Origin of the sequence: Kutzneria viridogrisea DSM 43870, from assembly GCF_000525635.1 — a bacterium.
In the GTDB taxonomy this organism is placed as follows: Bacteria; Actinomycetota; Actinomycetes; order Mycobacteriales; family Pseudonocardiaceae; genus Kutzneria; species Kutzneria viridogrisea.
The window spans coordinates 2196233-2209522 of the sequence record NZ_CP007155.1 but is presented as its reverse complement, the minus strand read 5'-3'; the positions used below and the strand labels follow the sequence as shown (position 1 = coordinate 2209522).

Here is a 13290-nt window from a genome sequence, read left to right as displayed (position 1 = left end):
CCCCCTCTTCCACCCTGTGAGGTCACCAACATCGTCGCGGGGGATTTGTGGGGGAATTACTGAAAAAGCGCGTGCAACCTCAAGTTCTGCTCAACGGTCATCGGCCCCCAAAGCGGACCGGACCACCGGCAGCACCTCGGCCCCGAACCGGCGCACGGTCCGTTCCGCCAGGTCAGGGCGGCCCGAGCCCTCCAACATCAGCAGCACCCGGTCCACCCCGCTGGCGCGCACGCTGGCTTCCAGCCGCTGCGCGCAGGTCCGCGGTGTACCGATGGGGAACGTGCTCAGCACGAATTCGAAGACCTTCTCGAAGTAGTCCTCGCCGCGCTGGGGACCAGGCCGGTCGCGGAGCAGGACGTACTCCTGCTCCGCCTTGCCGTAGAACTGCCGCAGCGGCCCGATCAGCTCCGCAACTGCCTGTTCCTCGGTGTCGGCCACGTGCGCGATCGTGGCGAAGGCGTGCTGGAACGGGCCCGCGTGTCCGGCGCGCGCGGCTTCTTCGGCGTGCAGGGCAACGAGTTCTGCCTTGCTGGCGTCGTCCTGGCTGAAGAAGAACAGCATGGGCAGGCCCAGCCGGGCGGCACGGCGCGCGGCCTCCGGTGAGGTGCCCGCGAGGAAGGTCGGCGGGTGCGGGCTGGTTCGCGGTGCGGGTGCGGGCCTGACCTCGCGGAACTCGTAGAACTCCGTGTCGGCGGAAACCTTGCCGGAGTAGGAGTCCAGCAGCACGCGCACGGCCTGGTCGTAGCCGCGCTCCCAGTGGTCCAGCGAGCTCATCACCTCGTAGTCCACCACCGGACCGCCCCGCCCCAGCCCGAGGTCGAACCGTCCACCGGAGAGCTGGTCGAGCAGCAGCGCCTGCTCAGCGACGTGCACCGGGCTGTGCGTGGGCAGCAGCGTGACCGCCGTGCCGACCCGCAGCTTCTCCGTGCGGCCGAGCAGGAACGCGGCCATGGCCAGCGCGGAGGGGTTGACCCCGTAGGAGATGTAGTGGTGCTCGGTCACCCAGAGCTCGTCGAAACCCGACTCCTCGGCGGCCTTCGCGTTGGCCAGCGCGGAGTCGAACACCTGCTTGTCGGTCATGCCCTCGAACCTGCCGGTGAACAGCATGGCCCCGGCCCGGAACCCGGTCATCAGCCCTCCCCTGGCTTGCGGACAACCCATCCAAGTTAGCCTAGCCTAACTTTATTCGTTCGGAAGGACTGTTGACCAACGCCGGCTCACCGCGTAGAACTGCTCCTGCCGCGCCACCGCTACTCGTCATGAAGGACGTGCATGGTGACAGGACGGCTCGGTTCGGTTCTGGCGGTTGTGCTCAGCCTGGTGATCTCCCCGTTCAGCGATCCGGCGCACGCCGCCGCCCCACCGAAGACCGTGGTGCTGGACGGCAGCGCGCTGGCCACCGTCAAGCAGCAACTGGCGGGCGGTACCGCGAGCAAGGCCCAGCGCGACGCGCTCAAGGCGTTGCTGCACAACGCGGACGCGGCGCTGACAAAGGGCCCGTGGGCGGTGACCGACAAGAAGCAGACCCCGCCCAGCGGGGACAAGCACGACTACCTCAGCCAGGCCCCGTACTGGTGGGCGTCGAAGACCCCGACCCCGGACAACCCGCAGGGCTGCCCGTACGTGAACCGCGACGGCCAGCGCAACCCCGAGGCCGACGCGATCAGTGACCACACCGCGCGCATGGTGGCCTGGGACGCGATCACCGACCTGAGCCTGGCCTGGTACTACACCGGCAAGGCCGAGTACGCGCAGCGGGCCGCGCTGGACCTGCGGACCTGGTTCCTGGACCCGGCGACCAGGATGAACCCCAGCCTGACCTACGCGCAGATCATCCCGTGCCGCAAAGAGGTTCGCGGCACCGGCATCATCGACACCTCGCAGAACATCAGCCAGCTGGTCGACGCGATCGCGCTGCTGGACTCCGGCGCACCGGGCTGGTCCGGCGCCGACACCAGTGCGATCAAGCAGTGGTTCGGGCAGTTCCTGGACTGGATGCAGACCAGCCCGCAGGCCAAGGCCGAACTGGCCGCCACGAACAACCACGGCAGCTTCATCGACATGCAGAACGCCACGATCGCGCTGTACGTGGGCCGCACCAGCACCGCCAAGGCCATCGTGCAGGACGCGCGCACCAAGCGGATCGCCACGCAGATCAAGCCCGACGGCAGCCAGCCGCTGGAGCTGTCCCGCACGATGTCCTGGCACTACAGCAACTTCAACCTGACCGCGCTCGGGCGGCTCGCCGAGATCGGCACGCATGTGGGCGTGGACCTGTGGCACTACACCGCCCCGAACGGGGCAAACCTGCTCAAGGCGGTGGACTTCCTGATCCCCGCGGCGGAGAAGGGCGCCAGCGCCTGGCCGTACCAGCAGATCAACGGATTCGACCAGTCGATCGCGGTGGACGTGCTGCACGCCGCCGCCGAACAGGGCGGGGACGCGAAGGCCAGGGCAGCACTGGCCAAGGTGCCCGCACCCTCCTTCGGCGACCTGTGGCCGATCCGCCCCGCCTGCACCCCCCTGGACCCGCCAACCAAGTAGCGCCCCACCCGCGAGTCCCGCTCTGAGGAGCGCGAGTCCCGGTCTGGGGGCGACGAGTCCCGGCCTCGGGGTGACGAGTCCCGCTCTGCGAGCGACGAGTCCCGTTTTGCAGGCGACGAGTCCCGGGCGGCGGGCCCGGCTCAGCGGGACTCACGCGCCAGCGGGCGGGACTCGCACGCGGCTGGGCGGGACTCACGCGCCAGCGGACGGGACTCGCACGCCGGCGGGCGGGACTCACGGGGGCGTGTGAAAGGTGTCAACTGGGTGAGGTTGGGCCGGGATCCAACCTTTTCGGGTCGGCGTGCGTCGATACCGGTGTGGCGCGACTGACGGCAGGGGCAAGACTCCGACAAAACCGGCAAACCTCGCGGCGTGCCGTGCAGCCGCTGGCGGCCCCGCTCGCGCCCGAACCACGGCCACGGCCCGAGCCCAGGCGCATCGGCTGGCGGCTCTACGCGATCCCGCTGCTGCTGGTGATCACGGCACTGACGGTGTTCAACGTGTCCCGCCAGCCCGCGGACACCGCCCTGGCCGCCGGCACCGTCCCCGCACCGCAGACCGGCACCTCGTCCACGGCGATCTCGGTGGGCGAGGCGCCACCCGGCAGCACCTTCGACAAGCGGCTGCCCTCGGCCGAGCTGCCCGCGGGAGCCCCGTTGCCCGGCCCCGGCAAGGGCACCTGGCACGTCGTGCCGGGCACCTCGGGGCAGGTCGGCACGGGCAAGCTGACCACGTACTCGGTGGAGGTGGAGGACGGGTTCACGCCCTCGGGCGGGGACGCGGCCTTCGCGCAGATGGTGCAGCAGACCCTGTCCAACCCCAAGAGCTGGATCGGCGGGGGCAAGATCGCGGTGCGACGGGTGGACAGCGCTCGCCCGGACCTGCACATCCGGCTGGCCTCACAGCAGACCACGCGCGGCAAGTCCGTGTGCGGCTTCGACATCCCGTACGACACCTCGTGCCGGATCGGCGACGCGGTGTACCTCAACGACGCGCGCTGGGAGCTGGGTGCCGTGTCGTTCCAGGGCAACATGCTGCTCTACCAGCAGTACGCCATCAACCACGAGGTCGGGCACTTCTTCGGCAACGGGCACGTGGCCTGCGGCCAGAACGGGGCGCTGGCCCCGGTGATGATGCAGCAGACGCTGAGCACCTCCGACAACGACCTGGCGGAGTTGACCACCCAGAACCCGCAGGGACTGGTGATCCCGCACGACGGCAAGGTGTGCCAGCCCAACCCGTGGCCGTTCCCGCTGGCCGACCAGGGCCGCTGAGGGCGCGCGGCAGACGCCCTCAGCGGCCGGCCCAACCCGCTCAGATGCTGTTGACGGCCTCGTCGTAGTCCAAACGGGGGCTACGCGGGAACCAGGCGTCCGGGCCGGGGCGGCCGATGTTGACCACGACCAGGGGCTCCAGCGTGGTGTCGGCGAAGAACTCCTTGCGCACGCCCTCGGCGTCGAAGCCGGTCATCGGGCCCGCGGCCAGCCCGGCGGCGCGCACGCCCAGGATGAAGTAGCCGACCTGGAGCAGGCCGTTGAACCGGGCGAACTCACGGCGGGCGGCGTCGTCGGCGAAGTAGTCCTTGGCGTTCGGGTTGTGCGGGAACACCTTGGGCAGGGTCTCGTGGAAATCGGTGTCGGCGGCGAGCACGGCCACCAGCGGGGCGGTGCCGGTCTTGGCCCGGTTGCCCTCGGCCATGTGCGGCAGCAGCTTGGCGCGCGCGTCCTCGCTGCGCACCAGCAGCACGCGCAGCGGCTGGGTGTTCATGCTGGTCGGCGCCCACTTGACCAGGTCGTAGATGGCACGGACCTGCTCGTCGCTGACCGGTTCGTCGGTGAAGGTGTTCGCGGTCCGGGCCTCGTGGAACAGCAGGTCCTGCGCCTTCTGCTCGAGTGCGAGGATGTCGGTCGCGGCAGTCATGGTGAGCCTCCAAGTTCTCGCCGCGGGTCTCGAACCGGCCGCGGCCTCACTGGAGCCAACATAGCTGAACTCTCAACTATTTCCCGCACCCTGCGACGTGATGGCCCTCACAGGGTTGAAGAGCAGGTTGAGCGCCACCGCGGCGATACTGCCCGCGCTGATGCCCGAGTTCATGATCGTCTGGAACCAGTCGGGGAACTGCGCGTACACCGTGGGCACGGCCACCGGGACCAGGCCGAGCCCCAGCGCGACGGCGATCACCATCAGGTTCGAGTTGTCCCTGAAGGAAACCGCGCCCAGCATGCGCACCCCGCTGGCGGCCACCGTGCCGAACATGGCGATGCCCGCCCCGCCGAGCACCGGCATCGGGATCGCGGCGACGACCTCGCCCAGCACCGGGAAGAGCCCCAGCAGGACGAGCATGCCGCCCGCCGTGGCGACCACGAACCGGCTGCGCACCCCGGTCAGCGCCACGAGGCCCACGTTCTGCGCGAACGCCGTGTACGGGAACGTGTTGAACACGCCGCCCAGCACGGTGGACAGGCCGTCCGCGCGCAGCGCCCTGGCCAGCACTGGCGGTTCGACCGGGCGCCCGACCACCTCGCCGACGGCCAGCACGTCGCCACTGGTCTCGGTCATCGTCACCAGCATGACGATGACCATCGAGAGGATGGCCGCGGGCTGGAAGCTGGGCAGTCCGAAGTGGAACGGGGTGCTGACGCCGATCAGCTGGGCACTCGTGACGTGTGAGAAGTCGGTGAGGCCCAACGGGATCGCGGCCAGGGTGCCCAGCACGACGCCGACCAGGATGGCGATCCTGCCGAGGAAGCCCGGCACGAAGCGCTGCACCAGCAGGATGAGCAGCAGCACCCCGAAGGCCAGTGCGAGGTTGCGCGGCGAGCCGAAGGACGGGGCGCCGACCCCACCCGCGGCCCAGTTGACCGCGACCGGCAACAGGGACAGGCCGATGATCAGGATGATCGTGCCGGTGACCAGCGGCGGGAAGTAGCGCAGCAGCTTGGCGAACCAGGGGGCCAGCAGCACCACGACCAGTCCCGAGACGATCACCGCCCCGTAGATGGCGGGCAGCCCGCCGCCGGTCGTGCCGATCAGCACCATCGGGGTGACCGCCGCGAAGGTGCAGCCCTGCATGAGCGGCAGCCTGGCGCCGAACACCCACACGCCAAGGCACTGGATCAGCGTGGCCACACCGGAGACGAGCAGGTCCGCGTTGACCAGGTAGCCGATGTCCGAAGTGGACATGTGCAGCGCCCCGCCGACGATCAGCGGCACCGCGACCGCTCCCGCGTACATCGCGAGCACGTGTTGCAGGCCGAACGCGAGCAACTGGGCCTTGGGCGGTACCTGGTCGACCGGGTGGGCGCTGTGGCTCATCGGCGGAGTGTAGGTGAGCGGGATTACGTCGGCGTTGCGGATCTCGGGGCGGGGAAACGCCTCGCGGCCACCCCGGTCAGCGCCTCACGCGGCGAGCTTCTCCCGCACCTTGGCGGTGACCTTGCGCTCGGCGAGGAACGACAGGAACGGGATGGTGCCCGCGACGAGCACGCCGAGGGTGTAGGTGATGGGCCACTTCGCCTTGAGCGACAGGTCGAAGGCGAACACCAGGTACACCATGTAGAAGAACCCGTGGATGGGCCCGACGATGGCGACCAGCGAGGGCATGTCGGCGGCGTACTTGAGCACCATCGCCACGCACAGGACGAGCAGTCCGACACCGGTCACGTAGGCCATGAACCGGAACCTGGCCAGCGCACCACTCATCGTCAGTCCTTCGCGTTCAGTTGGGCGAGGTAGCTGTTGTACTCCGCCAGCGCCTTGTCCTCGGGCTGCTCGACGGCGGCGGCACGGCGCCACTCGGTCGGCGAGCGCCGAGGCGGGTCCTGCGAGACGGGCTGCTCGGGCACGGCCGGGACGGCGGCCTCCGCCTGCTGGGCGTCCTCGGCAGCGGCGCGTTCCTGGTCCAGCTTGTACATGCGCCAGTACATGAACGGCACGAACAGCCCGAACAACGGCCACTGCAGGGCGTAGCCCAGGTTCTGGAAGGTGCCGCCCGCTTCCTGCGAGCGGTCCCACTGCCACCACCCGAGTCGGAAGCACACCAGCATGGCGAGAACCGCGACCGCGTGCAGCAGCAGCCACCGGGGGGTGAGCAGCCTGCGAACCACGCTGTCGACGGTAACACCGTCACTCGCGCGGGTTACCGCCCGGTGCTCGCCTTCGCGGCGGCCTCGGCCACGGCGAAGACCTTCTGCCCGTATTCGACCGAATTGTTGTAGGACATGACCCCGGCCCACCAGCCCTGGCCCGTGCCCAGGTCACGGCCGCCCGCGCACAGGTAGCGGCCCGCGGTGACCGCGGCGTCGTCGATGTTCTGCGGGTCGGCCCTGCCGTCCCCGTTGCCGTCGGAGGCCCAGTTCCGCCAGGTGCCGGGCAGGAACTGCATGGGACCGACCGCGCGGTCGTGCACGGGGTCGCCGTCCAGCGAGCCGTGGTCGGTGTCGGTGATGTTCTCGATGCCGGTGGAGCCGTCCAGCGGCACACCGATGATCGCCTTGGTCTCGGTGCCGTCGGCGGCCAGCTGGGCGCCGCCGAAGCGACCGTGGTTGGACTCGATGCGGCCGATGCCCGCGAGCATCGTCCAGGACAGGTGGCAGGTGGGCGCCACCTTGCGCAGGGTGAGGTCCGCATTGGCGTATGCGCGTAGTGCGCGGGCCGGGATGTCGCTCGCGGCGGCAACCCGGTTCAACCATGCCTCGGCGGTCTCCTGACCCGTGGTGCTGGCCTGCGCGGCCGGCTCGCTGCCCACGTTGGCCGGTGCGGCGGCACCGACCTGCACGGGTGCGGGCTTGACCTGCAGAGCCGGGATGTCCGCGGCGGTGGGTCCCGGCGCGGGAGTGGTCGCCACGGTGAGCAACCACAGTCCGCCTCCGGCCACCACGAGCAGGGCCACGACGACCAGCAGCCGCAGCGCCACCCTGGGCGGTTGCGGGCTCTGGCCGGTTACCGGGGTCTCCTGCTGGATCGCCACGTCACACAGGCTAGCGGCTCGTACCGACGGTTTCGCTCGGCGAGCGGCGGCGCGGGCCGCCGGATCGCCTCGTCCTCGTCGGGGTCAGGGCCGCTGCTGGCGGTTGAGCCTTGCCACGCACCAGGCCGGGGCGCTGCCCCTGCGCAGGTGCTCCAGCACCGTCAGCGGTCCCAGCCTGCGCCCGAGGTCGGACGGGGCCAGACCGGCCGCGCGGTAGTCGAGCGCGCGCTGGTCCAACGGGCTGATGCCCGCGTCCCACCACTGCTCCGCCTCGGTGAGCGTGCCGGCGAGCTGCCAGCAGGACACCGCGCCCATCAGCAGCTCGTCCGGGACTCCCGGCAGGCGCTGCCGCATGGCGGCGACGAACGCGGGGTCAACCGCGTCGACCTCGAACAGACCCGTCGAGCCGCCTCGGGCGGCCCGCTGGGCGGGGATTCCCGGCCGCTGCCGCGGCAGGGTGGGTGGTGCGTCGGCAAGCCACTGGGACTTGATCCGATTCACTTCCTGGAGCTCGGCGTCCTGCGACCGCTCTGCGGTCCACTGCCGGACGAGCTCGTCGACCCCGGAGTCATCGACCATCCGTGCCTCCTCGTGGCTGATGATCACCCAACGCCTGCGAACGGTATTGCGTTCCGCCGCGGGACCGCTAGACCCGAATTCTCGTTACCAGGGCGTTATCGGTGTTAATGCACCCGGTCGGTGGAACTGTCCCTCCAGAAGCTACTTTCCGCAATCGGCCGAGCAGGTGTCACCGGGGGAACAGGTTCCGCACGAAGGCGATCAACTGCTCCGCCCCGTAGCGCAGGCCCCCGAGCAGGTTGTTGACGCCGACGGCGGAGTCCTTGGGCTGGCTGATCACCACGAACAGCAGCAGCGCCACACCAGCGATGATGAGGATCCTCTTCATGTTCGCCACACCTTCTTCGTCCGCTACCGGCAGGCGTCGCGGCCCTGACCCGCTCGGTGGCAACCACCCGCCACCATGGTCCCCCGCCCGCCTCAGGTTGTCGCTCACCGCAGTCGGCAGCAGCCCAGGCTGCCGTCATCCTCACCCGTTCAGGTCAAGGTCATGGACTCTCACAGTGAAGGTAGCGCACCACTCGGTGAACGCGGGTCAAATCGCCCGAAGGAGCGACTTCAGATGCGGCTCGTAATCAGGTAAGTCAGCCCGGGCAGCTGCTCAGCATGTCCACGAGTGCATCGTGTTCGGCCTGGGTCACGAAAAGTTGATAGGTGTGCTTGACAATGACCCAGTTCGTCGCGTAAGTGCACCAGTACGTCTTGGCGGGCGGCTTCCACTGGGACGGGTCCTGGTCGCCCTTGCCCCGGTTGCTGGCCGCGGAGACCGCGAACAGCTGCGGCGCGGTGAGGTCGTTGGCGAACTGCTGGCGCCGCTCGTCGGTCCACTCGTCGGCCCCGGTCCGCCAGGCGGCCGCCAGCGGCACCATGTGGTCGATGTCCAGCTCGGTGGCCTTGCTGACCTCCTTGCCGTCGTACGGGCTCGTCCAGTGCCCGCTGGTGGCCTTGCAGGCGGCGTCCTTCTTGACGTCCTTGCCGTCCCGCTCGATGACCACCTCGCGGGTGTCGCAGCCGCCGCCCTGGGTGATCCAGTGCTTGAACCGGTCCCGCGAGTAGCCCTTCATCGCGTGCTGCGCCTTGACCGGCAGCTCGGCCAACTGCACCTGCACCGGCGAGGTGCCCTGTGCGGTTGGCGGGGCGACCACCGTGCGGGTCAGGAACGCGGCGATCGCCAGCACGACGACGGCGGCCAGCGCGATCAGCCAGGTACGGGCGCGCATCAAGATCCTCCTCAGCTCGGCGGAGATCATTACGCACCCGGCCGCCCGATCGTGGGACGCTGACCGGCATGGCTGACACCGTCTTGGTCGAGCGCGAGGGCCCGGTCACCCAGGTGCTGATCAACCGCCCGCACGTGCGCAACGCCGTGGACCGGCCCACCGCGCAGGCGCTGGCCGAGGCCTTCCGGGAGTTCGAGGCCGACCAGGGCGCGGCCGTGGCCGTGCTGACCGGGGTGGGCGGCACGTTCTGCGCGGGGGCCGACCTGAAGGCAATCGGGCAGGGCCGGGGCAACCGGTTCGAGCCGGACGGGGACGGGCCGATGGGGCCGACCCGGATGCGGCTGCGCAAGCCGGTGATCGCGGCCGTGCGCGGTCACGCCGTGGCGGGCGGGCTGGAACTGGCCCTGTGGTGCGACCTGCGGGTGGCCGACGAGACGGCCGTGTTCGGCGTGTTCTGCCGCCGCTGGGGCGTGCCGCTGATCGACGGCGGCACCGTGCGGCTGCCTCGGCTGATCGGGGTCAGCCGGGCGATGGACCTCACGCTGACCGGGCGGCCCGTGGACGCCGCGGAGGCCCTGTCCATCGGGCTGGCCAACCGGGTCGTGCCGGACGGCCAGGCGGTGGCGGCGGCCGTGGAGCTGGGGCGCCAGCTGGCGGCCTTCCCGCAGGAGTGCCTGCGCAACGACCGGCAGTCGCTGCTGGACCAGGACGGGCTGGACGAGGACGCGGCGCTGCGGGCCGAGTACGAGCACGGGCGGCGCTCGCTGGCCGCGGGCGCGGTGGACGGGGCGGCCCGCTTCGCGGCGGGGGCGGGGCGGCACGGGGAGTTCTGAGGGGCGTGGGCCCCACCAAACGCCATGAAAGTGCCGTTCGCCGCACCCAACGCAATGAACGGCACTTTCATGGCACCCCCTCACCGCACGTAGGGCTGCAACCCCGGCCGGATCTGCTTGGTGTCCAGGAACTGGTGCAGGCCCTGCTCGCGGCCCCGCTCGGGGTCCAGGAACTGGGACTGCTCCAGCTTGGCGTACAGGTAGTCCTGGGCCTGGTCCCAGCTCATGTCCCGGCAGTGCTTGAAGCCGACCTTCGCCGCGCGCAGCACCACGGGGTTCTTGGCGAGCAGCTCACGGGCCAGCTCGGTGACCTCCTCGCGCAACCGGGCCAGCGGCACGCTGGCGTTGACCAGCCCCATGCGCGCTGCGGTCGGGCCGTCGAACTTGCGGCCGGTCATGATGTAGTACAGCGCCTCGCGGCTGCCCACGGTGTCGGCCAGCGCCTTGCTGACCACCCCGCCGGGCGGGATGCCCCAGTTGATCTCCGAGAGGCCGAACTGGGCCTCGTCGGCGGCGATGGCCAGGTCGCAGGCCACCAGCGGGATGAAGGCCCCGCCGAAGCACCAGCCGTTGACCATGGCGATGGTGGGCTTGGCGTAGTTGCGCAGCAGCCGCCAGTGCCACTCGGCGGCGTCGCGGCGCACCCTGGCCTGCACCGCCTCGTCCCCGGTGGCGTCCACCTCGCGGAAGTACTCCTTGAGGTCCATGCCCGCCGACCAGGCCTCACCCGCGCCGGTGAGCACCAGCACCCCGCAGCGGGGATCGGCCTCCAGCTCGTGCAGTACCTCGATCATCTCGCGGTTCATGGTCGGGTTCATGGCGTTGCGCTTGTCCGGGCGGTTCAGCTCCACCCAGGCGATGCCCTCGTCGGAGAACTCGACGCGTACGGTCTGCCAGCTCATCTGCCCTGCCTTCGGTACCCTGCGCTGTCATGCCAGTCCGCCAGCCCGACCCGGTGCAGGAACCCAGGTTGAGCTATCTCATCGGGCGTCTGGACCGGGCGCTGCGCAGGCAGATCGAACAGGCCGTGAAACCGCACGGGCTGACCGTGCCGCAGTACACGACCCTGTCCGTGCTGCGCCGCCACCGGGGCCTGTCCAACGCCCAGCTGGCCCGCCGGGCGCTGACCACCCCGCAGTCGATGAGCGAGGTGATCACCGCGCTGGAGCGGGGCGGGCTGATCAGCCGGGAGGCCGATCCCGGGCACGGGCGGATCATCCGTACCGAGCTGACCCCCGCGGGCGTGGCCGTGCTGGACCGCTGCGAGCCGCTGATCACCGAGATCGAGAACCGGATGATGGCCGAGTTGGCCGGTTCCGACCGGGACCGGCTGCCGCAGTTCCTGCGCAGTTGTGTGCGGATGCTCGCCTCTGGCGCCGAGAGCTGATCCGTTCACGCACCCGCCAGCTGGGTGCGCAGGACCTTCTTGTCGTACTTGCCCACGCCCGTCCTCGGCAGGCACCGCACCGGCACGATCTGCTCGGGCAGCCACCATTTGGGCACCCGCGTGCCCAGCCAGGCCAGCAGTTCCTCGGTGCTCGGCGGGGTGCCGCCCGCGGTGGCGACGATCGCGGCGGCGGGCCGCTCGCCCCAGTACGGGTCGGGCACGCCGACCACGGCCGCCTCGGCCACCAGCGGGTGCGCCGACAGCGCCTGCTCCAGTGCCAGCGAACTGATCCACTCCCCGCCGGACTTGATCACGTCCTTGGTGCGGTCCACCAGCTCCACCGTGCCGTCCGGGGCGATCCTGGCCAGGTCCCCGGTGCGCAGCCAGCCCCGGTCGAACCGGCTGGTGTTGCTGTCGTCCTCGGGGTCCAGGTAGGCGCGGACCACCCACGGCCCCCTGGACTGCAACTCGCCGACGGCCACCCCGTCCCAGGGCAGCTCGGCGCCCTCGGCACCGACCAGGCGCAGCTGCACGCCCGGGGTGGGCCTGCCCACCATCGTGACGGCCGCACCGGGGCTGTCCAGGTCGGTGTCCGGGGTCAGGTGCTGCATGGTGCCGCTGGGCAGCATCTCGGTCATGCCCCAGCCCTTGCAGAAGACCAGCCCGCGCCGGGCCACCTCGTCCAGCAGGGTGCGTGGGGCGGGCGCACCGCCGCACAGCACGCGCCGTAGCGAGCTCAGGTCGTGCCCGTCGGCGAGCAGGTCGATCCACACCGTGGGCACGGCGGCGGCCACGGTCACCCGCTCGGACTCGATCAGCGCGCCCAGGGCCGCCCCGGACACTTCGCGGCCGGGCAGTACGAGCTTGGTGCCCGCCATCGCCGCGGTGTAGGGCAGGCCCCAGGCGTTGACGTGGAACAGCGGGGTGATGGCCAGCAACACGTCCTGGCGGCTGATCGCGTGCGAGTCGACCGTCATCGAGGACATCGAGTGCAGCACCGCGGCCTGGTGCGAGGCGACCACACCTTTGGGGTGCCCGGTCGTGCCGCTGGTGTAGCAGATCCAGGCCGCGTCGTCGGGTTCGGGCACGAACCGTCGCACGGGCGGGCACACCGAGCCCAACAGGTCCTCGTACAGCGGGCAGCGCGCGAACGCCGGGTGCACGGGGCTGCCGTCCTCCATGACGACCACGTCGCGCACGGCCAGGCCGTCGCGCAACGGGGCGAGCCGCCCGGTGAGCGAGGCGTCCACGAACAGCACGTCGTCGTCGGCGTGCCGCACCTGGTAGAGGATCTCCTCGTCGGACAGCCGCACGTTGACCCCGTGCACCACCCGGCCCGCCGCGGGCACCCCGAGGAACAGCTCCACGTGCCGGTGGCTGTTCCAGGCGAAGGTCGCCACCCGGCCGCCCCGGGCCACACCCAGCGCGTCCAGGACACCGGCGATCCGGACCGCCCGCTCCCCCACCTCCGACCACGTTCTGCGATCGGGACCGGCCGGGCCCACGGACACCACCTCGGTGCGCGTCCCGACGGATCGGCAGCGTTCGAGCACCAGTTCCAGGGTGAGCGGGAACTCCTGCATCAGGGCTTTCACTACGCCTCCCGACAGACGCCAGCGGCACAACAATGTCAGGCTTCCTGATATTCGACGGTATCAGGAAGCCTGACACTTGGACAGGTCAGTTATGAACGGTGTGTGACGAGAACACCGTTCGGTGCCGGGTCGCTCGCGGGCTGTGCGAACATGTGCACTGCGA

Annotated in this window: 15 protein-coding genes; 4 read left to right on the top strand and 11 right to left on the bottom strand. The window is 70.4% G+C overall.

Annotated features, from left to right (window positions below):
- Positions 1 to 90: 90 nt before the first annotated feature.
- Positions 91 to 1131: an LLM class flavin-dependent oxidoreductase gene (locus KALB_RS10070; protein WP_025355595.1), complete on the bottom strand. Its 1041-nt coding sequence runs from the start codon at positions 1129 to 1131 to the stop codon at positions 91 to 93.
- A gap of 141 nt (positions 1132 to 1272) precedes the next feature.
- Between KALB_RS10070 and KALB_RS10065 the strand changes: the two genes are divergently transcribed.
- Together KALB_RS10065 and KALB_RS10060 are read left to right on the top strand one after the other, a co-directional pair.
- Positions 1273 to 2544, top strand: a complete 1272-nt coding sequence (locus tag KALB_RS10065) for an alginate lyase family protein (RefSeq protein ID WP_025355594.1) — start codon at positions 1273 to 1275, stop codon at positions 2542 to 2544.
- Between the two features lie 377 nt (positions 2545 to 2921).
- Positions 2922 to 3818 (top strand): DUF3152 domain-containing protein, encoded by an 897-nt coding sequence (locus tag KALB_RS10060; protein ID WP_025355593.1) that lies wholly within the window; start codon positions 2922 to 2924, stop codon positions 3816 to 3818.
- Between the two features lie 40 nt (positions 3819 to 3858).
- On the opposite strand, the gene KALB_RS10055 is transcribed toward KALB_RS10060, so the two are convergent.
- From KALB_RS10055 to KALB_RS10025, 8 genes are all read right to left on the bottom strand, one after another.
- Positions 3859 to 4464 (bottom strand): malonic semialdehyde reductase, encoded by a 606-nt coding sequence (locus KALB_RS10055; RefSeq protein ID WP_025355592.1) that lies wholly within the window; start codon positions 4462 to 4464, stop codon positions 3859 to 3861.
- Positions 4465 to 4536: 72 nt separating this feature from the next.
- Complete coding sequence (locus KALB_RS10050) at positions 4537 to 5859, bottom strand: nucleobase:cation symporter-2 family protein (RefSeq protein ID WP_025355591.1); 1323 nt, start codon at positions 5857 to 5859, stop codon at positions 4537 to 4539.
- Positions 5860 to 5943: 84 nt separating this feature from the next.
- Positions 5944 to 6246, bottom strand: coding sequence for a DUF3817 domain-containing protein (locus KALB_RS10045; RefSeq protein WP_025355590.1), 303 nt, complete (start codon positions 6244 to 6246; stop codon positions 5944 to 5946).
- A gap of 2 nt (positions 6247 to 6248) precedes the next feature.
- Complete coding sequence (locus KALB_RS10040; protein WP_030111008.1) at positions 6249 to 6650, bottom strand: hypothetical protein; 402 nt, start codon at positions 6648 to 6650, stop codon at positions 6249 to 6251.
- A gap of 32 nt (positions 6651 to 6682) precedes the next feature.
- Complete coding sequence (locus tag KALB_RS10035) at positions 6683 to 7507, bottom strand: lytic transglycosylase domain-containing protein (RefSeq protein WP_236650332.1); 825 nt, start codon at positions 7505 to 7507, stop codon at positions 6683 to 6685.
- Between the two features lie 90 nt (positions 7508 to 7597).
- A complete protein-coding gene (locus KALB_RS10030; RefSeq protein WP_025355588.1) occupies positions 7598 to 8092 on the bottom strand; it encodes a hypothetical protein in 495 nt (164 codons plus the stop codon).
- A gap of 169 nt (positions 8093 to 8261) precedes the next feature.
- Positions 8262 to 8420: a hypothetical protein gene (locus KALB_RS48225; RefSeq protein ID WP_169743529.1), complete on the bottom strand. Its 159-nt coding sequence runs from the start codon at positions 8418 to 8420 to the stop codon at positions 8262 to 8264.
- 256 nt (positions 8421 to 8676) lie between these two features.
- Positions 8677 to 9312 carry an HNH endonuclease family protein gene (locus KALB_RS10025; protein WP_148309418.1) on the bottom strand — a complete coding sequence of 212 codons (636 nt, stop codon included), beginning with the start codon at positions 9310 to 9312 and terminating at the stop codon, positions 8677 to 8679.
- 68 nt (positions 9313 to 9380) lie between these two features.
- Between KALB_RS10025 and KALB_RS10020 the strand changes: the two genes are divergently transcribed.
- Complete coding sequence (locus KALB_RS10020; RefSeq protein WP_025355586.1) at positions 9381 to 10145, top strand: crotonase/enoyl-CoA hydratase family protein; 765 nt, start codon at positions 9381 to 9383, stop codon at positions 10143 to 10145.
- Between the two features lie 80 nt (positions 10146 to 10225).
- Here the strand turns inward: KALB_RS10020 and KALB_RS10015 are convergent, their stop codons facing one another.
- The gene (locus tag KALB_RS10015; protein WP_025355585.1) at positions 10226 to 11047 is read right to left on the bottom strand and encodes a p-hydroxycinnamoyl CoA hydratase/lyase; all 822 of its coding nucleotides are present in this window, start codon (positions 11045 to 11047) and stop codon (positions 10226 to 10228) included.
- Positions 11048 to 11076: 29 nt separating this feature from the next.
- Here KALB_RS10015 and KALB_RS10010 point away from each other — a divergent pair, with 29 nt between their 5' ends.
- Positions 11077 to 11532 (top strand): MarR family winged helix-turn-helix transcriptional regulator, encoded by a 456-nt coding sequence (locus tag KALB_RS10010; protein ID WP_025355584.1) that lies wholly within the window; start codon positions 11077 to 11079, stop codon positions 11530 to 11532.
- A 5-nt stretch (positions 11533 to 11537) separates the two neighbouring features.
- Here the strand turns inward: KALB_RS10010 and KALB_RS10005 are convergent, their stop codons facing one another.
- Entirely contained in the window at positions 11538 to 13127 is a 1590-nt protein-coding gene (locus KALB_RS10005; protein ID WP_025355583.1) for a long-chain-fatty-acid--CoA ligase, read from the bottom strand.
- Positions 13128 to 13290: the final 163 nt, after the last annotated feature.

Excerpts from the sequence above, each read along its gene's own strand:
- KALB_RS10070 (WP_025355595.1), bottom strand. The coding sequence starts at position 1,131 with ATGACCGGGTTCCGGGCCGGGGCCATGCTGTTCACCGGCAGGTTCGAG.
- KALB_RS10065 (WP_025355594.1), top strand. The coding sequence starts at position 1,273 with ATGGTGACAGGACGGCTCGGTTCGGTTCTGGCGGTTGTGCTCAGCCTG.
- KALB_RS10055 (WP_025355592.1), bottom strand. The coding sequence starts at position 4,464 with ATGACTGCCGCGACCGACATCCTCGCACTCGAGCAGAAGGCGCAGGAC.
- KALB_RS10050 (WP_025355591.1), bottom strand. The coding sequence starts at position 5,859 with ATGAGCCACAGCGCCCACCCGGTCGACCAGGTACCGCCCAAGGCCCAG.
- KALB_RS10045 (WP_025355590.1), bottom strand. The coding sequence starts at position 6,246 with ATGAGTGGTGCGCTGGCCAGGTTCCGGTTCATGGCCTACGTGACCGGT.
- KALB_RS10030 (WP_025355588.1), bottom strand. The coding sequence starts at position 8,092 with ATGGTCGATGACTCCGGGGTCGACGAGCTCGTCCGGCAGTGGACCGCA.
- KALB_RS48225 (WP_169743529.1), bottom strand. The coding sequence starts at position 8,420 with ATGAAGAGGATCCTCATCATCGCTGGTGTGGCGCTGCTGCTGTTCGTG.
- KALB_RS10025 (WP_148309418.1), bottom strand. The coding sequence starts at position 9,312 with ATGCGCGCCCGTACCTGGCTGATCGCGCTGGCCGCCGTCGTCGTGCTG.
- KALB_RS10020 (WP_025355586.1), top strand. The coding sequence starts at position 9,381 with ATGGCTGACACCGTCTTGGTCGAGCGCGAGGGCCCGGTCACCCAGGTG.
- KALB_RS10015 (WP_025355585.1), bottom strand. The coding sequence starts at position 11,047 with ATGAGCTGGCAGACCGTACGCGTCGAGTTCTCCGACGAGGGCATCGCC.
- KALB_RS10010 (WP_025355584.1), top strand. The coding sequence starts at position 11,077 with ATGCCAGTCCGCCAGCCCGACCCGGTGCAGGAACCCAGGTTGAGCTAT.